Source organism: Paeniglutamicibacter sulfureus, from assembly GCF_039535115.1.
Lineage (GTDB): Bacteria > Actinomycetota > Actinomycetes > Actinomycetales > Micrococcaceae > Paeniglutamicibacter > Paeniglutamicibacter sulfureus.
The window spans coordinates 1,620,504-1,640,301 of the sequence record NZ_BAAAWO010000001.1 but is presented as its reverse complement, the minus strand read 5'-3'; the positions used below and the strand labels follow the sequence as shown (position 1 = coordinate 1,640,301).

The 19,798-nt window shown below is 66.2% G+C and carries 17 protein-coding genes and 1 tRNA gene; 10 read left to right on the top strand and 8 right to left on the bottom strand.

Features of this window, described 5'->3' with window-relative positions:
* Positions 1–288 precede the first annotated feature (288 nt).
* Positions 289–1,629 (top strand): 4-aminobutyrate--2-oxoglutarate transaminase, encoded by a 1,341-nt coding sequence (gabT, locus tag ABD687_RS07470; RefSeq protein WP_264271424.1) that lies wholly within the window; start codon positions 289–291, stop codon positions 1,627–1,629.
* Positions 1,630–1,801: 172 nt separating this feature from the next.
* On the opposite strand, the gene rarD is transcribed toward gabT, so the two are convergent.
* Entirely contained in the window at positions 1,802–2,758 is a 957-nt protein-coding gene (rarD, locus tag ABD687_RS07465; RefSeq protein ID WP_310292361.1) for an EamA family transporter RarD, read from the bottom strand.
* A gap of 284 nt (positions 2,759–3,042) precedes the next feature.
* Between rarD and ABD687_RS07460 the strand changes: the two genes are divergently transcribed.
* Positions 3,043–4,440: an FAD-dependent oxidoreductase gene (locus tag ABD687_RS07460; RefSeq protein ID WP_310292363.1), complete on the top strand. Its 1,398-nt coding sequence runs from the start codon at positions 3,043–3,045 to the stop codon at positions 4,438–4,440.
* Positions 4,441–4,608: 168 nt separating this feature from the next.
* On the opposite strand, the gene ABD687_RS07455 is transcribed toward ABD687_RS07460, so the two are convergent.
* Both ABD687_RS07455 and ABD687_RS07450 read right to left on the bottom strand, forming a co-directional pair.
* Positions 4,609–6,123 carry a catalase gene (locus ABD687_RS07455; RefSeq protein WP_372342959.1) on the bottom strand — a complete coding sequence of 505 codons (1,515 nt, stop codon included), beginning with the start codon at positions 6,121–6,123 and terminating at the stop codon, positions 4,609–4,611.
* Between the two features lie 40 nt (positions 6,124–6,163).
* Positions 6,164–6,592 (bottom strand): Fur family transcriptional regulator, encoded by a 429-nt coding sequence (locus ABD687_RS07450; protein WP_264271428.1) that lies wholly within the window; start codon positions 6,590–6,592, stop codon positions 6,164–6,166.
* A 91-nt stretch (positions 6,593–6,683) separates the two neighbouring features.
* Between ABD687_RS07450 and ABD687_RS07445 the strand changes: the two genes are divergently transcribed.
* Both ABD687_RS07445 and htpX read left to right on the top strand, forming a co-directional pair.
* Complete coding sequence (locus ABD687_RS07445; RefSeq protein WP_310292365.1) at positions 6,684–7,964, top strand: MFS transporter; 1,281 nt, start codon at positions 6,684–6,686, stop codon at positions 7,962–7,964.
* 106 nt (positions 7,965–8,070) lie between these two features.
* A complete protein-coding gene (gene htpX, locus ABD687_RS07440; protein WP_264271430.1) occupies positions 8,071–8,943 on the top strand; it encodes a zinc metalloprotease HtpX in 873 nt (290 codons plus the stop codon).
* 117 nt (positions 8,944–9,060) lie between these two features.
* Here htpX and ABD687_RS07435 read toward each other — a convergent pair whose 3' ends face one another.
* The gene (locus ABD687_RS07435; RefSeq protein ID WP_264271431.1) at positions 9,061–9,549 is read right to left on the bottom strand and encodes a YajQ family cyclic di-GMP-binding protein; all 489 of its coding nucleotides are present in this window, start codon (positions 9,547–9,549) and stop codon (positions 9,061–9,063) included.
* A gap of 158 nt (positions 9,550–9,707) precedes the next feature.
* Here ABD687_RS07435 and ABD687_RS07430 point away from each other — a divergent pair.
* Positions 9,708–9,789, top strand: a tRNA-Tyr gene (locus ABD687_RS07430).
* Between the two features lie 184 nt (positions 9,790–9,973).
* Here ABD687_RS07430 and ABD687_RS07425 read toward each other — a convergent pair.
* On the bottom strand, positions 9,974–10,387 hold the full coding sequence (locus tag ABD687_RS07425; protein ID WP_264271432.1) for a hypothetical protein: 414 nt from the start codon (positions 10,385–10,387) through the stop codon (positions 9,974–9,976).
* Positions 10,388–10,726: 339 nt separating this feature from the next.
* Here ABD687_RS07425 and trxA point away from each other — a divergent pair, with 339 nt between their 5' ends.
* Complete coding sequence (trxA, locus tag ABD687_RS07420) at positions 10,727–11,098, top strand: thioredoxin (protein WP_264271433.1); 372 nt, start codon at positions 10,727–10,729, stop codon at positions 11,096–11,098.
* 14 nt (positions 11,099–11,112) lie between these two features.
* Here trxA and ABD687_RS07415 read toward each other — a convergent pair whose 3' ends face one another.
* Positions 11,113–12,105 (bottom strand): DNA-3-methyladenine glycosylase family protein, encoded by a 993-nt coding sequence (locus ABD687_RS07415; protein ID WP_310292367.1) that lies wholly within the window; start codon positions 12,103–12,105, stop codon positions 11,113–11,115.
* 96 nt (positions 12,106–12,201) lie between these two features.
* On the opposite strand from ABD687_RS07415, the gene ABD687_RS07410 reads away from it, so the two are divergent.
* The gene (locus ABD687_RS07410) at positions 12,202–13,578 is read left to right on the top strand and encodes a cystathionine beta-synthase (RefSeq protein ID WP_264271435.1); all 1,377 of its coding nucleotides are present in this window, start codon (positions 12,202–12,204) and stop codon (positions 13,576–13,578) included.
* Between the two features lie 17 nt (positions 13,579–13,595).
* The gene (locus ABD687_RS07405) at positions 13,596–14,753 is read left to right on the top strand and encodes a cystathionine gamma-synthase (RefSeq protein ID WP_264271436.1); all 1,158 of its coding nucleotides are present in this window, start codon (positions 13,596–13,598) and stop codon (positions 14,751–14,753) included.
* Between the two features lie 82 nt (positions 14,754–14,835).
* Here the strand turns inward: ABD687_RS07405 and ABD687_RS07400 are convergent, their stop codons facing one another.
* The gene (locus tag ABD687_RS07400; protein WP_310292371.1) at positions 14,836–16,023 is read right to left on the bottom strand and encodes an amidohydrolase; all 1,188 of its coding nucleotides are present in this window, start codon (positions 16,021–16,023) and stop codon (positions 14,836–14,838) included.
* Between the two features lie 59 nt (positions 16,024–16,082).
* Positions 16,083–16,520, bottom strand: coding sequence for a hypothetical protein (locus ABD687_RS07395; RefSeq protein WP_264271438.1), 438 nt, complete (start codon positions 16,518–16,520; stop codon positions 16,083–16,085).
* 146 nt (positions 16,521–16,666) lie between these two features.
* Between ABD687_RS07395 and ABD687_RS07390 the strand changes: the two genes are divergently transcribed.
* Positions 16,667–17,356, top strand: a complete 690-nt coding sequence (locus ABD687_RS07390; RefSeq protein ID WP_302265113.1) for an MOSC domain-containing protein — start codon at positions 16,667–16,669, stop codon at positions 17,354–17,356.
* 325 nt (positions 17,357–17,681) lie between these two features.
* Positions 17,682–19,712, top strand: a complete 2,031-nt coding sequence (locus tag ABD687_RS07385; RefSeq protein ID WP_264271448.1) for a DEAD/DEAH box helicase — start codon at positions 17,682–17,684, stop codon at positions 19,710–19,712.
* Positions 19,713–19,798: the final 86 nt, after the last annotated feature.

The following is a 19,798-nucleotide window of genomic DNA, read 5'->3' as shown; positions in this document are numbered from 1 at the left end:
GACGTGTAGCCATACGTCAATCCATTGATCGGTCCGTTGCGGCAGCAGGATTTTCCTGCAGCCGCAACGGACCGATCGTGCTTAAGGGGAGAGTCCGATCCCGCCTGTGCACTTGCACTGGAATCCGGGATTCCGACTGTGCCAAATTCACTGGCGGGCGCTGTTGCGCGCGGCATAGGCTACTGGGTAGTAAAGACCACCAAGACACCGGGTTCCATGGTGCCCCCGGTGCCGGGACCGCAGTGGTCCCGGCACCGGGAGCCAGGTCCGGGAAAGGACCGAACGTTCATGGGCATCACCTACCGCATCGAGCAAAAGCGACACATCAACGGCGCATTCCCCGGCCCCAAGTCGGTGGAGCTCGCGGCCCGCCGCACCAACGCCGTCGCCCTGGGCGTGGCATCGGCCATGCCCGTTTACGTGGCGGACGCCGACGGCGGCATCATCGTGGACGTCGACGGCAACGCGATCATCGACCTGGGTTCGGGCATCGCGGTGACGTCCGTCGGCGCCTCCAACGAGAAGGTCGCAGCAGCCGTCGCCGCACAGGCGGCCCGCTTCACCCACACCTGCTTCATGGTCACCCCGTACGAGGGCTACGTGGAGCTGGCCGAGAAGCTTGCCGAGATCAGCCCGGGCACCCACGCCAAGAAGGCCGTTTTCTTCAACTCCGGTTCCGAGGCCGTGGAGAATGCCATCAAGGTGGCCCGCGTGGCCACCGGCCGCACCGCGGTGGTCGCCTTCGACCACGCGTACCATGGCCGCACCAACCTGACGATGGGCCTGACGGCCAAGGCAGCGCCCTACAAGCGCGGCTTCGGCCCGCTGGCATCGGAAATCTACCGCATGCCGATGAGCTACCCCTTCCGCGAGGAAAACCCGAACATCTCCGGCAAGGAAGCCGCAGAGCGCGCCATCCTGGCCATGGAGAAGCAGATTGGCGGCGACCAGATCGCCGCCATCATCATTGAGCCCATCCAGGGCGAGGGCGGCTTCATCGTCCCGGCGGAGGGCTTCCTGCCGCGCCTGGCCGAGTGGGCCAGGGAACAGGGGATCGTCTTCGTCGCCGACGAGGTGCAGGCAGGCTTCTGCCGCGCCGGCGCCTGGTTCGCCTCGGACATCGAGGGCATCGTCCCGGACATCATCACCGTGGCCAAGGGCATTGCCGGCGGCATGCCGCTCTCGGGCATCGTGGGCCGGGCCGACCTGCTGGACTCGGTCCACCCGGGCGGCCTGGGCGGCACCTACGGCGGCAACCCGGTTGCCGTGGCGGCGGCGCTGGAGACCATCCGCTACATGGAAGAGCATGACCTGGCTTCCCGTGCCCGTGAGATCGAGGAACAGTTCTTCACCCGCATGCGCAAGCTCCAGTCCGAGGTATCGGTCATCGGGGATGTCCGCGGACGCGGCGCCATGGTGGCCATCGAGCTCGTCAAGGCCGGAGGCACCGAGCCGGACGCGGAGATCACCAAGAAGATTGCCGCCGACTGCCTGGCCGAGGGCGTGCTGATCCTCACCTGCGGCACCTACGGCAACGTCATCCGCCTGCTTCCCCCGCTGGTCATCGGCGACGAGTTGCTGGCCGAGGCGTTCGAGGTGCTCGAAAAGGCCATCCGCGCCAACGTCTAGCCCATGCGCTAGCGCAAGACCGGGAAAGGAGCCGGAAAGTTGTCCAGTTCACGTGGACAACCGACCGGCTCCTTTCTTCGTGCCCGGGCCCGGCGGACACAACCGAGGCGGCTCGGAAACGGAGGGGCGCCCGGCACGTCTTGCGACGTCGACGCTCCCGGGAATGGAGTCCCTATGCCACCTTGACGGGCACGATGCGACGGGGCAAGCGCGCCATGTCGATGCACAGCAGGATCACCGCGACCCAGACCAGCGAGAAGCCGATGAGGCGCTCCGGCGGCATGGGTTCCTTGAAGACCACCAGCGCCACGACGAACTGCAGGATGGGGGCCAGGAACTGCAGGGTGCCGATGGCGGTCAGGGGCAGGCGGCGAGCGGCAGCCCCGAAGAGCAGCAACGGAACAGCGGTGATGATCCCGCTGGAGGCCATCAGCCAGAAGTGCGCAGGTCCGGAGGAAAGCACCGTGTCGGTGTTCGTGGCAACCAGCCAGGCCATGAACCCGAGAGCCGGGAGGGCCAGGATCGCGGTCTCCATGCTCAGTGAGGTCAGCGCGGTGGCGGTGCGGCCCACCCGGTTCTTCACGAAGCCGTACAGGCCGAAGGAGAACGCCAGCACCAGCGCAACCCAGGGCACGTTGCCGTAGGCGAACGACAGCGTCGTGACGGCGGCAAGGCCGAACCCGATGGCCACCCACTGCATCCGGCGCAGCCTTTCCTTCAGGAAGAGCACACCCAGGGCGATCGACACGAGGGGATTGATGAAGTACCCCAGCGCGGCTTCCGCCGCGTGACCGTTGAGCACCGCGTAGGTGTACGTCAGCCAGTTCACCGCAATGAGGACCGAAGCCACGCTCAGGCGGGCCATGGCCCGGCGGTCGCGGCCCAGAGCGATGAACCGACGCCAGTTCCTGGTCACCAGCAGCAGGACCGCGCAGAAAACCAGCGAAAAGACGATGCGGCCGGCGACGATTTCCACGGGGGAGGCGATGGCAATGGTGAGGAAATACAGCGGAAGCATTCCCCACAGGCCGTAGGCGCCCAGGCCCTGGAGCAATCCCGCGTTGCGTTCGTTTGCGGGGGCGCTCGAAGCCGCGGTGGTCGTCGTGGCCGGGGAGGGCGTAGGAGTCATGGTCTCTTCAACCGGGATTGCATGGTTTCCATTCCGGGTGCGCGTGCACGCTGGTCGGGGATCGGTGCGCAGCCTGCGCACCGAACCGAGCCTATCGCGGGACCGAACTCCCCGGATGACGGGCCGCTCGGGCCCGGCATGCCGGGGGCCTGCATCATGCGGATCCGGTCCCGGGGAGCGTGAGCATGCGCACACCGGTTCACGTTTAGGGGCCGTGGCCAATTAGACTAGCGTGGCGTGCGCTATTTGTGCGCCCCATGATCATTCTCCGGAAGGAACCCCTCGTGTCCGATTCAGCAGTTCGCCCGCTCCGTGTCGCCATTATCGGGGCAGGTCCGGCTGGCGTCTATGCTGCCGACATTCTCACCAAGGCGGAGCGCGAATTCGAGGTGAGCATCGACCTGCTCGATGCCTACCCCGCGCCCTACGGCCTGATCCGCTACGGCGTGGCCCCGGACCACCCGCGCATCAAGGGAATCGTCAATGCGCTGCACAAGGTCCTGGACCGGGGGGACATCCGCTTCCTGGGGAACGTGACCTACGGACGCGACCTGAAGTTGCACGACATCCGCGACATGTACGACGCGGTCATCTTCGCCACCGGTGCCATCAAGGATGCCCGCATGGACATCCCGGGCATCGACCTGGAGGGGTCCTTCGGGGCCGCGGACTTCGTTTCCTGGTACGACGGGCAGCCCGACGTGCCGCGCACCTGGCCGCTGGAGGCCAAGGAAATCGCCGTCCTGGGCAACGGCAACGTGGCCCTGGACGTGGCCCGCGTGCTCTCCAAGCACGCCGAGGACCTCCTGGTCACCGAGATCCCGGACAACGTCTTTGCGGGCCTGAAGGATTCCCCGGTCACCGATGTCCACATCTTCGGGCGCCGCGGGCCCGCCCAGGTGAAGTTCACCCCGTTGGAGCTGCGCGAACTGAGCCACAGCCGTGATGTCGACATCGTGCTCTACCCGGAGGACTTCGAGTTCGACGAGGCCTCCGATGCGTTGATCAAGTCAAACAACCAGGTCAAGACCATGGTCAACACATTGACCAACTGGATCGTGGAGGAACAGGACACCGGCGCCTCGCGCCGCCTGCACCTGCACTTCCTGCACAACCCGATCGAGGTGCTGGGCCAGGACGGCAAGGTCGCCGGCATCAAGTTCGAGCGCCAGGAGCTCGACGGCACCGGCAATGTGCGGGGCACCGGCGAGATCGTCGAGTACCCGGTCCAGGCGGTCTACCGCGCCATCGGCTACCTCGGCTCCGAACTTGCGGAGATCGAGTTCGACGACAAGCGCGGAGTCATCCCCAACGAGGGCGGCCGGGTGCTGGACGCCGCCGGCTCCCACGTGCCGGGGCTCTACGCCACGGGTTGGATCAAGCGGGGTCCCGTGGGCCTGATCGGCCACACCAAGGGCGATGCCCTGGAGACCATCGGGAACCTGTTGGAGGACCGCCTGTCGTTGCCGGTTGCGTCCAACCCCGACGAGGACGCGATCATCAAGTTGCTGGAGTCGCGCGGTGTTGACTACACGACCTGGGAAGGCTGGAAGAAGCTGGACGCGCACGAGATTTCCCTCGGCATCGCAGCGACCCCCACGCAGACCTCCAACGGACCGGTCGACCGGGCCCGAATCAAGGTCGTGGAGCGCGAGGAAATGGTCAGGATCTCCCGGGACTAGTTCGCCGGGCTAAGCTGTACCTGGGCAGGGACCCGTATTTTTCGAAGTAGCGGAAAAGGCGGGTCCTCGTTCTTCTTAACTTTCGGTCCCGGATCGACGACAAAGCGGCCCGCCCTCCCGAAGGAGGACGGGCCGCTTTGTCGTCGTTGAGATGCCAACGGTGGCAGGTTAGGCCTTGCCGGCCATTTCCGCGGCGCCGTCGGTGGAGCCGGCAACGCCTGCAGCGTAGGCGTTGCGCAGGATCAAACCGAGGTTCGCATCGACGTTGGTCCAGTACTGGAAGAAGCCTTCGCGGATGGACTCGATGGTGATGCCCTGGCACTGGCCCAGCAGGGTCGCGTGGAAGCGCTCCTTGGCAGCTGCATCGTAGACCTCGCGGTACAGGGTGCCTGCCTGGCCGAAGTCGTCGTCCTCCGAGCGCAGGGTCTGCGCGGAGCGGACCATTTCGCCGTCGGTTTCCCAGCCGCCCTCGCCGGCGCGCTCGGGCTGTGCAGCCGGGCCGCCGAAGGAGTTCGGGGTGTAGACGCGGGCGTCTGCGTCGTTGAAGTGGTACTGCATGGAGCCCTCATGCATGTAGTTGTTGACCGTGGCAGCGTGCGGCTGGTTGACCGGCAACTGGTTGTAGTTGGTGCCGATGCGGTTGCGCTGTGCATCCGGGTAGGAGAACACGCGGGCCATCAGCATCTTGTCCGGGCTGATGTCGATGCCCGGGACCAGGTTCGACGGGGAGAACGCTGCCTGCTCGATCTCGGCGAAGAAGTTGCGCGGGTTGCGGTTCAGCGTGAAGTGGCCAACCGGGATCAGCGGGTAGTCCGCGTGCGGCCAGACCTTGGTCATGTCGAACGGGTTGAAGCGGTAGGTCTTGCCCTCTTCGTACGGCATGATCTGGACCTTGACGTCCCAGGTCGGGAAGTTGCCGGCCTCGATGTTGTCGAACAGGTCGCGCCGGTAGAAGTCGGCGTCGGAGCCTGCAAGCTTCTCGGCCTCTTCGTTGGACATGTTGTGCACGCCCTGGCGGGAGTGGAAGTGGTACTGCACCCAGAAGCGCTCGCCCTCGGCGTTGATCCACTGGTAGGTGTGCGAGCCGTAGCCGTTCATTTCGCGCCAGGAGGTCGGCAGGCCGCGGTCGCCCATCAGGTAGGTCACCTGGTGTGCGGACTCGGGGGAGTGGGTCCAGAAGTCCCACTGCATGTCGGCATCGCGCAGCCCGGAGGCGCCCATGCGCTTCTGCGAGTGGATGAAGTCGGGGAACTTGAGGCCGTCGCGGATGAAGAACACCGGGGTGTTGTTGCCCACGACGTCGTAGTTGCCCTCGGTGGTGTAGAAGCGAAGTGCGAAGCCGCGCACGTCGCGCCAGGTGTCAGGGGAGCCCTGTTCGCCGGCGACCGAGGAGAAGCGCAAGAGCGTCTCGGACTTGGCGCCCGGCTGGAAGACGGCTGCACGGGTGTACTTCGAGACGTCTTCGGTGACGGTGAATTCACCGAAGGCTCCGCCGCCCTTGGCGTGCGGGTTGCGCTCCGGCACGCGCTCGCGGTTGAACGCGGCAAGCTTCTCGACGAGGTAGCGGTCGTGGAGGGCGGTAATGCCGTCCGGGCCGGAGGTCAGCGAATGGGCATCGCTGGCAACGGGGGCGCCGCTCTGGGTGGTGGTGAAGTTCTCGCTCAAGAGATTCTCCTTCTTCATGTGGGTTGGTAACTCTTCTGCCGGCTTCCCCGGCGGGCGGCTAGGCCGCGCCGGTTTTCCTGCAGTCTTCACAGATGCCCTGGTAAAGGACATCGGCAATCTGGATTTCCATGCCGTGGCTGTCCGAAGGGGTCAGGCAGGGGGCGTGGCCCACCGCGCATTCCACGTCTTCGATCCGGCCGCAACTGGTGCAAATGGCGTGATGGTGGTTGTCATTGACGCGGGTCTCATAGAGGGCCGCTGAGTGCGGCGGAGTGAACCGCCGCAATATGCCTTGTTCCGTCAGATCATTAAGCACGTTGTAGACGGACTGGATGGAAACATCCGGCAACGCCTGGTGGACCGCGGCGACAACTCTCTCCGCCGAGGAGTGTGGGTGGCTCTCCACGGCATCGAGCACGGCAAGGCGTCCGCGGGTAACCCGCAGCCCCAGCTCGCGCATCTGTGCCGAATAGTCCATGTGATCCATTCCACCGTCTTATTTTGAATATGTCAAGATAAGAGGACCGTGTCGTCGAGCATGTCGCTAGAGTCGCCGAGCATGTCGCTAGACTCAATCCGTGGCCCGACTCCTTGCCGACCTGACACCTTTGCGCCAAAGCCCGGCCTTCAAGCGGTTGTGGATCGGCAACACGCTTTCGGCGGTCGGCGGACAACTCACCCTCGTGGCGGTCAGCCTCGAGGTCTACGCGCTGACGGGCTCCAGCCTCTACGTCGGCCTGCTGGGCGCCTTCGCGCTGGTGCCGCTGGTGCTGACGGGCCTGTATGGCGGCTCCGTCGCCGACGCCCACGATCGCCGCAAGGTCGCGTTGGCCTCCGCCATGGTCCTGTGGGCAACCACCGCTGCCATTGCAGCCCAGGCCTGGCTGGGCGTGGACAACGTCTGGGTGCTCTACGGGCTGGTGGCCATCCACTCCGGTGCCGGGGGCATCAACCAGTCGACCCGCGGAGCCATCATCCCGGCGATCGTCGGGCTCAAGCTCCTGCCGGCGGCCAATTCGCTGAACATGGTCACCTTCGGCATCGCCCAGATGATCGGCCCGTTGCTCGGCGGGCTGCTGGTGGCCCAGATTGGCTTCGGCTGGACCTACACCATCGACGTGCTCACCTATGGCGCCGCGGTGTGGTCCGTCTACAAGCTGCCGGCACTGCCCCCGGAGGGCACGCCGGCCAGGGCAGGGCTGCGTTCGGTCATCGAGGGCTTCAGATTCCTGGGCACCCAGCCCAATGTGCGCATGACCTTCCTGATCGACATCGCGGCCATGGTCCTGGCCGCACCCCGGGCACTGCTTCCCGCCATTGGCGCAGTGCTCATTGGCGGCGGTGAACTGACCATGGGCGTTCTCCTGGCTGCAACCGCCATGGGCGCGTTCCTGGCGGGACTGTTTTCCGGGCCCGTGGGACGGATCCACCGCCAGGGCGCGGCAGTGTTTCTCTGCGTCTGCGCGTGGGGTGCGAGCATCGGGCTTTTCGGCATGGTCGTCATCCTGGCCGCACGCAGCCCGGTCCCGTCCGACGGCTCGGCCGGAGCCTGGCTCTGGCCCGCGGCCGCCTGCATGGCGCTGGCCGGCGTCGCCGACGCCGTTTCCTCGGTCTTTCGCACCACCATCCTGCAGACCGCCACCCCCGATCACCTGCGCGGGCGCCTGCAGGGTGTATTCATCGTCGTGGTTGCCGGCGGGCCACGGCTGGGGGAAATGCTCTCCGGTTCGGTGGCAGGGGGCATCGGCGAGGGGTGGACCCTGCTGGCCGGCGGCATCGCCTGCATCGTTGCAGCAGCCGCATTGATGCGCTGGGAGCCGGGATTCCTGCGGTACGACGCGCGGCACCCAGCTCCCTGAGACCGAATCCCCGGCGGGAACAAAGCACGCTCTCAGGTGCGTTTACTAGACTGAATGCCAGACCCGGCCCCCGGCGGCCGGACCGTACCCCAAGGAGAGAAACACGGTGCACAATCACAACAACGGCCTGAAGACGGCGGGGTTGCTCGGCGGCATGTTCGCGCTGCTGCTGGCCATTGGCGCCCTGCTGGCTTCGGGGACCGGAAGCAGCAGTTTTATCTGGATCTTCGCCCTTATCGGCGTGGCGACCACCGCCTACGGATACTGGAACAGCGACAAGCTGGCGATCCGCTCAATGCAGGCCTACCCGGTCACCGAGGCAGAACAGCCCGAGATGCACCGGATCGTGCGCGAGCTCTCCATTGCCGCCCAACAGCCCATGCCGCGCCTCTATGTTTCGCCGACCCAAGCGCCAAACGCCTTCGCCACCGGGCGCAACCCGGAAAATGCCGCGGTGTGCTGCACCGAGGGCATCCTGCAGCTGCTGAACGAACGCGAGCTGCGCGGGGTGCTGGGCCACGAGCTCATGCACGTGTACAACCGCGACATCCTCACCTCTTCGGTGGCCGCGGCCGTCGCCGGAGTCATCACGTCCGTGGCCCAAATGATGCTCTTCTTCGGCGGCGGCGACCGCCGTAATGCCAACCCCCTGGCCATGATCGCCCTGGCATTGCTGGCGCCCTTGGCCTCCACCGTCATCCAGATGGCCATCAGCCGAACCCGCGAATACGACGCGGACGAGGACGGCGCCAAGCTGACCAACGACCCCCTGGCGCTGGCCTCGGCACTGCGCAAGCTCGAGAGCGGGGTGCAGCGCGCCCCGCTGCCGGCCGATGACCAGCGCCTGGTCAACACCTCGCACCTCATGATCGCCAACCCGTTCCTTGGCGGGGCCAAGAAGCTCTTCGCCACCCACCCGCCGATGGACGACCGCGTTGCCCGGCTGGAAAGGATGGCTGGCCGCTCGCTGGGCTACTAGGCGATCGCCCGCTTCCTTTCCCATGCCGGGCGTCAACGCAAAGAGAGGCTGTCATCACCGGCGAGTGATGACAGCCTCCCTTTGTCTGCGGCCGAATCTCGCCGCCGTGAAGTCCGTTTAGCGGAAGTTCACAAACTGCAGGTCTGCTTCCTCAAAGCCGCGCAGCAGAGTCATGGTGGCCTGCAGGTCGTCGCGGGACTTGGAAGACACGCGAAGCTCGTCACCCTGGATGGTGGACTTCACGCCCTTGGGTGCCTCGTCACGAATGAGTTTGTTGATCTTTTTCGCCACGTCCTGGGCAATGCCCTCCACAATGGAGGCCTCGATGCGGTATTCCTTGCCCGAGGGGAAGGGTTCGCCCGCTTCCAGGGACTTGAGCGAGATGTTGCGCTTGACCAGCTTGGACTGGAACACGTCGAGAACCGCCTTGACGCGTTCCTCGGAGTTGGCCTTCATCAGGATCTTCTCGCCGCTGAAGTCGATCTCGGCTCCAATGCCCTTGAAGTCGTAGCGCTGGACAATTTCCTTCTGCGCCTGGTTCAGTGCATTGGACACTTCCTGGCTGTCGACCTTGCTGACAACATCAAAAGTTGAATCGCTCGCCATGTGAGCCTCCTTGGGTGGTGATTGTGCTTTGCCTACAAGACTACCGGGGCACCGCAAAACCCCGGAAAACCCGGGGTCTGACGCGCCGGGAAACCCTCGATTTGCACTCTTGGGAAAACGTCATGTAGAGTTTCTACTCGTTCCGAAGGGAACAATTCGGCAGATTACCCGAGCGGCCAAAGGGGGCTGACTGTAAATCAGCTGGCAACGCCTTCACTGGTTCGAATCCAGTATCTGCCACCGAATGAATGAAGCCCGTGTTCAAATCCAAGAGATTTGGACACGGGCTTTTTCGTGCCCTGAACCCCCGATGGTGCAGGTGGGACCATTATTGGGCGAGGCGTATCAAGAGGTCGGGCGGCGGGAATTCCTTACTGGACGTGACCCACTCAACATCCAACGCAAATTTCCCGCCGCCCAAGTTTCAAGCGGCCATCTTTTCGTTCATCGGGACTACGTAGATGTCCCAGAGCAACATGATTGAATCCCTCGGGGCGGACAGCACCGCGTGGTAGTGCGCCCACTGCCATTCTGTGGCTCCATGGTCTTCCAGCGGCTTGGGAGGGCACGAACCGGGAGTCAGCCACCGCGTGCCGTTCCAGATGGCCTGTAGCGGTCCAACGGCCGTTGCCGCAGAGGTGGTGTCTTCCAAGGGGACGGGAAGGGAAACCTTTTCCTGGATCCGCAGCGCGGGTGCAACTGCGAAGGGCGTGGATTCAACGATGGCCAAATCCATGGGCAGTGCGTCGACGTAGCGCTCCGCCAGCAGCATTCCTTCGGAGAGTGCCTTGCGCCCGGATTCCCCGGTCGTTATCAGCAACAAGGTGCAGCGTGTCATGTCCGTGTTGGCAGTCGACCCGCAACGCGTCTACGCGGTCCGGGTCAGGATGCATCCTTCCTGTTATCCGTGAAACCCGGTGCGCCGATCGGGACACCGGGACTGGCCGGCGAACCGGGCGGGAGTACAGCTGCCCGCCTTTCGCCCGATGCTTTGGTGGATGGCTGCCTCCTGGGTTGGCCGTGGCATTTCCTCGAGCATACGGCCGCGTGCGCACGGCCGGGCGCCGGCCGACAAACTTGTGGATAACCTGGATCCGGAGGCGTGAAAACAGCAAGGGAAAGCCAAAAACGGGGTGCCGACTGCGGCGACTTCGGCATCTCGCGGTACCGTTGGTATATGGCTACTATCAATATCACCGAGTCTGAGTTCACGACGACGCTGGATGAGAATGACATTGTCTTCGTAGATTTCTGGGCGGAGTGGTGTGGACCGTGCCGCCAGTTTGCCCCGGTCTATGACGAGATATCCGAGAAGTACCCCGACGTTAAGTTCGCCAAGGTGGACACCGAGGCCGAACAGGGGCTGGCACGCGCTGCGAACATCACCTCGATCCCCACGTTGATGGCGTTCCGCGACAAAGTCCTGGTCTTCTCGCAGCCCGGCGCGATGAACGCCTCTCAGCTGGACGACCTCATCGTGGCCGTGAAAGGCATCGACATGCAGCATGTCCACGCGCAGATCGCCGAGCAAGAGGCGCAGGCCCAGTAGGCTTCCGCCGCGCCCTAGCGGCGCCGGTGGTCCATCGGCGCCAGGCGCGGGCCAAACGCCTGCTTGCGTTGCCCGGAAAGCCCGATCAGGCGCACCACGCGCTGGCGATGCCCGGTGAAGGGCGCCAGCAATTCGAGCATCCCGGCATCGTCGACCCGGCGACCGGTGAGTACCTGCCCGACGAAGGCAGCCAGGTGGAAATCACCCACCGAAACATGGTCGGCAGCTCCATGGGTGCGCTGCAGTACCTCGGCAATGCTCCACGGACCCACTCCGGGTATTGATTCAAGGGCGGCGTGCAGGGTCCCGGAGCCCATGGCGTTCTCCCGCCTGGCACCCAGATCCATCAACGCCCAGCGCTCCAGGGCATTGGCCGCGGCCGCCGCCCGGCGTGCTGTCGCGGAGCGCTTCGAATCCACGCGCGCCTGGTGCCATTGCCACGGCTGCAGCGAACGGACTGCAGTCGGCGTCGGCGGCAGGCGCATTCCCGCCGGCGCGGGACCCGGCGGCAGGTCGCCGACGGCCAGGCAAAGGTGGCGCCAGGCGTAGTTTGCCTCGATCACCGTGACCTTTTGCTCGAGAATCGCCGGAAACAGGGCATCGAAGATACGCCCGGTGGACGGGAACCGCAGCCCCGGATTCGACTTTCGGCTCCGGAGCACGATCGGGTGCAGCAGGTTCCGGGTTTCCCCGGCGTCGAAGGCACTCCAGTCGTCGTACGCGCCCAACAGATGCAGTCCGCGCTCCACCGCGTGCGCGGCACCCGGTCCCCAGGCGCGGAGCAGGACTTCGGCGTCGATGCCGGCGGTGCGGGTGGCCAATAGGGTAACGGGACCGACCGGGGTGTGGAAGCACAACCAAGCGCCGTTTTCCGAGACCCGGGTGGCGGGGTCGCGGGCTCCGCGCTGCAGGATGCCCAGGGACTGGCGCAGGGAATACGGGCCGTTCGGCTTCCATGAAGCCTGTGCGTCGCATGCCGGCAGCGGGGTCGAAGGGGAATTGGGCATGCCTCAATACTCTCATCGGTGCCCCCGCCTCCAACGCATGAAGATTCACTACGAACGGCGTCCGGAATGTGACGCGCCGCCGGTAGAGTGATCGCCATGAAGTATGCGCGCACAATCCTGGACCTGATTGGGAACACCCCGCTGGTCAAGCTCAATTCGGTCACGGACGGCATCGAGGCAACCATCCTCGTCAAGCTCGAATACCTGAACCCCGGCGGGTCCATCAAGGACCGCATTGCCTTGAAAATGGTGGAAAACGCGGAGGCCGACGGGAAGTTGCTCCCGGGCGGAACGATCGTTGAGCCCACCAGCGGCAACACCGGCGTCGGACTGGCCATGGTCGGCCAGCTGAAGGGCTACAAGACCATCTTTGTCACCCCCGACAAGGTCGGCGAGGAAAAGCGCGACGTGCTGCGCGCCTATGGCGCCGAGGTGGTGGTGACCCCCACCGCGGTGGCCCCCGATTCCCCGGAGTCCTACTACGGCGTCTCGGACCGCCTGGTGCGCGAGATCGACGGGGCGTACAAGCCCGACCAGTTCTCCAACCCCGCCGCCCCGGAGAGCCACTACGAGACCACCGGCCCGGAAATCTGGAACGACACCGACGGCATGCTGAGCCACGTGGTCATCAGCGCCGGCACCGGCGGCACCATCACCGGCACCGGCCGCTACCTGAAGGAAGTTTCCGCAGACCGCGCCTCCGGCCCGGTCAGGATCATCGGCGCGGACCCGGACGGCTCGGTCTATTCCGGCGGCACCGGCCGCCCCTACTTCGTCGAGGGCGTCGGGGAGGACATGTGGCCGGGCAACTACGACCCGGCGGTGCCCGACGAGATCATCGCGGTGACCGACGCCGACGCGTTCGCCATGACCCGCCGCCTGGCCAAGGAAGAGGGCCTGCTGGTCGGCGGCTCTTCCGGCATGGCAGTGGTCGCGGCGCTGCAGGCGGCGAAGGACCTCCCCGCCGAAGCCATCGTCGTGGTGATCCTGCCCGACGGCGGGCGCGGCTACCTGGGCAAGATCTTCAACGACTCCTGGATGCGCTCCTACGGCTTCCTGCGCGACGACTCCGCCGACACCGTGGGCCAGCTGCTCTCCGCCAAGCCCGGCGACCTGCCCGACCTGGTGCACACGCACCTGAATGAAACCGTCCGCGACGCCATCGGCGTCATGAACGAATACGGCGTCTCGGCACTCCCGGTGCTTTCGGCCGAGCCCCCGGTCCGCCTGGGCGAGGTGCGCGGCTACATCGACGAGCGCACGCTGACCGAGAAGCTGTTCCGCAACGAGATCTCCCTGACCGACCCGGTGGGCCCGCTGGTGACCACCGCGCTGCCGCTGATCGGCATCCACGAAACCATTGACCGCGCCAAGGAACGGCTCTCCGAGCACGACGCCCTGCTGGTCACCGACGACGGGGCGGCCGTCGGGGTCATCACCCGGCACGACCTGCTGACCTACCTCACCCACTAAGAAAGTTGCGTCCAGACATGACTGAAAACATCCAAGGATTCAACACCCGCGCCGTGCATGCCGGGCAGGAATTCGAGCCGCGCACCGGGGCAGTGGTCCCGCCGCTGCACTTCTCCTCCACCTACGCCCAGGACGGCATCGGGAACCTGCGGGCGGGCTACGAGTACGGCCGCGGCGGCAACCCCACCCGCGACGCCCTGCAGGAGCAGCTCGCCGCGCTGGAAAACGGCACCCACGCCTACTCCTTCTCCTCCGGCCTGGCCGCCGAGGATTCGCTGATCCGCGCGCTGGCCGAACCCGGTGACCACATCGTGCTGGGCAACGACGCCTACGGCGGAACCTACCGGCTGATTTCCAAGGTCCTGGGCGGCTGGGGCATCGGCAACACGCCGGTGGACATGTCCGACCACGCGGCGCTGAAGGCTGCCATCGCCGCCAACAAGACCAAGCTGGTCTGGGTGGAGACGCCGTCGAACCCGATGATGCGCATCTCCGACATCAAGGCCATCGCGGAGATCACCCACGCCGCCGGCGCCCTGCTGGTGGTCGACAACACCTTCGCCTCCCCGTTCCTGCAGCAGCCGCTGGACCTGGGTGCCGACGTGGTGGTGCACTCCACCACCAAGTACATCGGCGGGCACTCCGACGTGGTCGGCGGCGCCATCGTGGTCAAGGACCCGGTGCTGGCCGAGGCCATCGGCTTCATCCAGTTCGCCGTCGGCGCGGTCTCCGGCCCGATGGACGCGTTCCTGACCACCCGCGGGCTGAAGACTTTGGGCGTGCGCATGCGCACCCACTCGGAAAACGCGATGGCCGTGGCCCTGTGGCTGGAAAAGCGCCCCGAGGTTCAGGCGGTGCACTACCCGGGCCTGCCCACCCACCCGGGCCACGAGCTGGCCAAGGCGCAGATGCGCGACTTCGGCGGCATGGTCTCGGTGCAGTTCACCGGCGGCGAGGACGCGGCACGCACCGTGGCCGAGGCCACCCGCGTGTTCACCCTGGCCGAGTCGCTGGGCGGCATCGAATCGTTGATGAACTACCCCTCGGAAATGACCCACGCCTCGGTGAAGGGCACCGAGCTGGCGGTTCCGGTGAACCTGCTGCGCCTCTCGGTGGGCATTGAGGACGTCGAGGACCTGATCGCCGACCTTGAGCAGGCCTTCGCCAAGCTCTAGGCGGCAACCGAACGGCAACAAGGGACCGGCGGTGCCGCGGAGGGATTGATTCCCCCGCGGCACCGCCCGTTTTTGTTGGGTCCTACTCGGGCACGACCTTGCGGGAGGCCACCACCGGGGTGCGGGTGGCTGCGTCGTACTCCATGACCTGTTTCCCGCCGATCCACACGCGCACGGCCCGGGACATGACATCCAGCGGATCCCCGCTCCACAGCACCAGGTCCGCGTCCTTGCCGGCCTCGAGCGAGCCCAGCTTCCCGGCCAGGCCCAGCACCTTGGCAGGGTTCAGGGTCACTGCCCGCAGGGCGGTGTCCGCATCCAGTCCCTCCTTTACAGCCAGCGTGCACTGGTGGATGAGGAAGTTGATCGGGACCACCGGGTGGTCGGTGATGATCGAGATCTCGACCCCTGCCTCGGCCAGCCGCCGCGGGTTGGCCAGTGAGCGACCGCGCAGCTCCACCTTCGACTTGGTGGTGAACAGCGGGCCGATGAGCACCGGCACCTTGCGCCCGGCCACCACGTCGGCGATCACGTGGGCCTCGGTGCCGTGGTCAAGGACCAGGTCGTAGCCGAACTCCGCGGCCAGGCGCAGGGCGGTGGCCACGTCGTCCGCGCGGTGGCAGTGCTGGCGCCACGGGATCTCGCGGCGCAGCACCATCCCCAGGGCCTCCAGCTTTGCGTCGCGCTTGGCCGGGTCGTTGGCGGCCAGGTAGTTCTGTGCCTCGATGAACGCCTGGCGGATCACCATGGCGTTGCCCAACCGGGTCGAGGGGGTCTTGTCCTTGGCGCCGTGAACGCGCTTGGGGTTCTCACCCAGGGCCGACTTGATGCCGCTGGGGGCCCGCAGCACCATCTCATCCACGTAGCGCCCGTGCGTGTGGATCGCCACGGTCTGCCCGCCGATCGGGTTCCCGGATCCGGGATTCACGTTCACGGTGGTCACCCCGCCGGCCAACGCGTCGTCGAAGCCCGGGTCGAAGGGGTCGATGGCGTCGATGGCCCGCACCGCGGCCATGTTCGGGTCCGTCATCTCGTTCACGTCGGACCCCGCCTCGTGCTCGCCCTCTGGATGCATGCCCAGGTGCACATGCGCGTCGATGAAGCCGGGCAGCAGCCACGCGCCCTCGGCATCAAAGACCGGGGTGTCCCCGGGGACCTGCAGGTCGGGACCCAGGGCGGCGATCAGCCCGTCCTTGACCAGAAGGGTGCCGGTGAATTTCTCCCCGGTGATGGGCACGATGAATGCATTGGCGATGGCAAAGGTACTCATGATGGCACTCTTCCATGGTTTGCCGCCGCCTCATATGCCGGGCGCCCACCCGCGTGTTGTCAGCCGGCGTTTTCCCGCTTGCGGCGCTGGCGTTCGGCCTTGCGCTGCGCGCGGGCTGCCTTGGACTGCGGGGCAAAGTACTTGACCGTGCCCGGGCTGAAGAGCAGGGCCACGCCCACCAGCAGCAGCGCGCCGAAGATCCCCACGCGCACCCCGCGGGTCAGCAGCGGGATGCCCACAATGACCCCGCACCAGATCAGCGACATCCGGCCGGACAGCTTCCCGCGCCAGAGCTGGAGCGTGCAATATCCGATGACCAGGCCCAGGCCCACCAGGGCGATGCCCGCGCCCCAAAAGCCCGGGGCCTCGTTCCCGGGGCGGGTGGCGGCATTGAGGAAGAATCCGCCGGCGAACGCCAGGGCGGAAATCGCCGCGGCGCTCCACCACCAGCGGGCGGCACGCAACGAGGGCGGGAGCACGGGTTTCGTGTTTTTCACGCGGCGGCCACGGAATGGTTTTCAGGCTTCTCCATGCACCGCAGGTTACCCGATGATTGTCCCGCGGCGGATTTCGCGGCGCGCATCTTTCCGGTCGGCGCAAGGTCCACAAGGCCATCTCCCGCACTTCTTATAGGATTCATGCCATGAGTGTTTCCCCCGAATCCGCTGACCTTGCAGCGGGTCCCGTTGCCCACGGCACGCTTGAGGCGGTGTGCGTTGTCCATGCCCTGAAGTCAGATGCCGGGCCGGTGGGCACCACCGCCATCGACAAGCGCCCGATCGACGGCCCGGTCAAGGTGCGCAAGATGGGCCTGTATGCGGATGTGCTGGTGGACCGCGAACACCACGGCGGCCATGACCAGGCGGTCTACGCCTACTCGCGCACCGAGGCCGAACGCTGGGGCGGCGAGCTGGGCCGGGACATCCCCGCGGGCCTGTTCGGTGAGAACCTGCGGGTCTCGGGGATCGACACCACCGACGCGGTGGTGGGGGAGCGCTGGGCCATCGGCAAGGCCGTGGTGCTGGAAGTGACCAGCCCGCGGATTCCCTGCTCGACATTCGCCCGGCACCTGGGGGAGGAGAATTGGGTGCGCCGGTTCACCGATCGCGGCGACGTCGGCTGTTTCCTGAAGGTGGTCAGGACCGGGAAGATCGCCGCCGGGGACGGCATCGCGGTGATCTCGCGTCCGGAACACGGGGTGCGGGTGCGCGACATCTTCGTCGGGCCCACCCTGGAACAGGCCCGGCGGCTGTTGGAACACCAACAGGCCAGCGGCAGCCAGCTACCTGCCAAGGTCCTGCGCGCACTGCCGCGGAGAGAACCGGGGCAGTGACCGGCGGAGCCGAAAGGGGGCCATGCCAGGCACATCATCGACCGGCAGGGAAGGCCCGTGTGCGCAACCTCACCGGGCTCAAGTCCCCCAAGTTGCGCGAGGGACGATAGTATTAGGGAGTTCACTGTATCCGGCTTCCCTCGCATTCTGCCCAATTCTTGAGGCAGAAGCTCGTCGTGTGTGAGCCCGCCAAATACTTGCGGGTTGTTGCTTTCATAGGGGAGTCGCCGGACCAAAGTGATTGCGTCCGATTGTGCTGCGGAACCTCGTTGATACGGGGTCTATTCCGCCCCTATGAATGAGGTAATTCTCCGTGTCTACCGACATGTCCGAAAACCAGCCCACCGCCGAAGCCAAGACCGAAGAAGATTCGATTCTCTTCACCGACCTGGGTCTTGACGGCCGCGTTCTCGCCGCCGTCTCCGACCTGGGCTACGAAAAGCCTTCCCCGATCCAGGCAGCCACCATCCCGCTGCTGCTCGAAGGCCGCGACGTCGTCGGCGTTGCCCAGACCGGCACCGGCAAGACCGCCGCGTTCGCCCTTCCGGCCCTGTCGAAGATGGCCGAACTGGCCGACCTCAACGGCACCGCCCGCAACACCCAGGTCCTGGTCCTGGCCCCGACCCGCGAGCTCGCGCTCCAGGTCGCCGAGGCCTTCACCTCCTACGCCAAGCACATGGGCGACTTCACCGTCCTGCCCGTGTACGGCGGATCCGCCTACGGCCCGCAGCTTGCAGGCCTGCGCCGCGGCGCCCAGGTTGTCGTCGGCACCCCGGGCCGCGTCATCGACCACATCAACAAGGGTTCCCTGGACCTCTCGGACCTGCAGTACGTCGTGCTCGACGAGGCCGACGAGATGCTGCGCATGGGCTTCGCCGAAGAGGTCGACAAGATCCTCGAGGCCACCCCGGAAGAGAAGCAGGTGGTGCTGTTCTCGGCCACCATGCCGTCCTCGATCCGCCGCATCTCCAAGCAGTACCTGCGCAACCCGCAGGAAGTCTCGGTCAAGTCGAACACCTCGACCGGCACCAACATCCGCCAGCGCTACGTGCAGGTCATGGGAGCCCACAAGCTCGATGCCATGACCCGCATCCTTGAGTCGGAAAAGTCCGAAGGCGTCATCGCCTTCGTGCGCACCAAGATGGCAACCGAGGACCTGGCCGACAAGCTCAAGTCCCGCGGCTTCACGGCCGCCGCCATCAACGGCGACATCCCGCAGCAGCAGCGCGAGCGCACCATCGAGAACCTTCGCGATGGCAAGATCGACATCCTGGTCGCCACCGACGTCGCGGCCCGCGGCCTCGACGTTGAGCGCGTGTCCCACGTGATCAACTTCGATATCCCGCACGACACCGAGTCCTACGTCCACCGCATCGGCCGCACCGGCCGTGCCGGCCGCTCGGGCGACGCGATCCTTTTCATGACCCCGCGCGAGAAGTACTTGCTGCGTGCGATCGAGAAGGCCACCCGCCAGACGGTTGAGCACATGCACCTGCCCAGCGTCGACGCCGTCAACGACAAGCGCCTGGCCAAGTTCGCCGACCAGATCGGTGAGACCATCTCCTCGCAGGACCTGACCGTCTTCCGCAACCTGGTGGAAAAGTACTCAGCCGAGCACGAGGACATCACCGAGGTCGAGATCGCCGCGGCCCTTGCACACATGGCACAGGGCGGCCGCCCGCTGCTCATGCAGGAACTGCCCGTGGCCCCGGCCAAGCAGGCCCGCCTGGCAGGCGGCGGCAAGGACGGCTTCGGCTCCCGCGGCCCGTCCCGCGCCCTGACCGAAGGCAACGCCACCTACCGCCTCGCGGTGGGACGTCGCCAGCGCGTCATGCCCGGCTCCATCGTTGGCGCACTGGCCAACGAAGGCGGCCTGACCTCCGCCCAGATCGGCGGCATCGACATCCGTGCCGACCACACCCTGGTCGAGCTGCCGGCAGATCTTTCCGCGGACCAGCTCCGCTCGCTCTCCCGCACCCGCATCGGCGGCGAGCTGATCCACCTCGAGCTGGACAACGGCCGCAGCCCGAAGTCCGACCGCGAAGGTGGCCGCGAAGGCGGTTACCAGGGTGGCGGACGCGGCGGCTACGGCGGAGGCCGTGGCGGTGGCGGCGGCTACCAGGGTGGCGCACGCAGCGGTGGCGGCGGTGGCTACCGCGGTGGCAACGACCGTCGCACCGAAGGCGGCTCCTCCGAAGGCGGCCGTGGCGGCTACGACCGCAACGCCGGTGGCGAGCGCAGCGGTGGCTACCGCGGCAACGCCGGTGCCGGTGCCGGAGAGCGCAGCTTCGGCGGCTCCTCGCGCAAGCCCCGCACCGCCGGTGGCACCGGTGGCCCGCGTCGTCGCGACTACTAAGCACTAAAGAGACAATGACCCCCGGTGGGGGCGTGTTCCTGGAGACAGGGGGCACGCCGCCGCCGGGGGTTTTGTCATTCCCCCGG

Coding starts and splice junctions, on each gene's coding strand:
- gabT (WP_264271424.1), top strand. CDS start 289: ATGGGCATCACCTACCGCATCGAGCAAAAGCGACACATCAACGGCGCA.
- rarD (WP_310292361.1), bottom strand. CDS start 2,758: ATGACTCCTACGCCCTCCCCGGCCACGACGACCACCGCGGCTTCGAGC.
- ABD687_RS07455 (WP_372342959.1), bottom strand. CDS start 6,123: ATGAAGAAGGAGAATCTCTTGAGCGAGAACTTCACCACCACCCAGAGC.
- ABD687_RS07450 (WP_264271428.1), bottom strand. CDS start 6,592: ATGGATCACATGGACTATTCGGCACAGATGCGCGAGCTGGGGCTGCGG.
- ABD687_RS07435 (WP_264271431.1), bottom strand. CDS start 9,549: ATGGCGAGCGATTCAACTTTTGATGTTGTCAGCAAGGTCGACAGCCAG.
- ABD687_RS07425 (WP_264271432.1), bottom strand. CDS start 10,387: ATGACACGCTGCACCTTGTTGCTGATAACGACCGGGGAATCCGGGCGC.
- trxA (WP_264271433.1), top strand. CDS start 10,727: ATGGCTACTATCAATATCACCGAGTCTGAGTTCACGACGACGCTGGAT.
- ABD687_RS07415 (WP_310292367.1), bottom strand. CDS start 12,105: ATGCCCAATTCCCCTTCGACCCCGCTGCCGGCATGCGACGCACAGGCT.
- ABD687_RS07410 (WP_264271435.1), top strand. CDS start 12,202: ATGAAGTATGCGCGCACAATCCTGGACCTGATTGGGAACACCCCGCTG.
- ABD687_RS07405 (WP_264271436.1), top strand. CDS start 13,596: ATGACTGAAAACATCCAAGGATTCAACACCCGCGCCGTGCATGCCGGG.
- ABD687_RS07400 (WP_310292371.1), bottom strand. CDS start 16,023: ATGAGTACCTTTGCCATCGCCAATGCATTCATCGTGCCCATCACCGGG.
- ABD687_RS07390 (WP_302265113.1), top strand. CDS start 16,667: ATGAGTGTTTCCCCCGAATCCGCTGACCTTGCAGCGGGTCCCGTTGCC.
- ABD687_RS07385 (WP_264271448.1), top strand. CDS start 17,682: ATGTCCGAAAACCAGCCCACCGCCGAAGCCAAGACCGAAGAAGATTCG.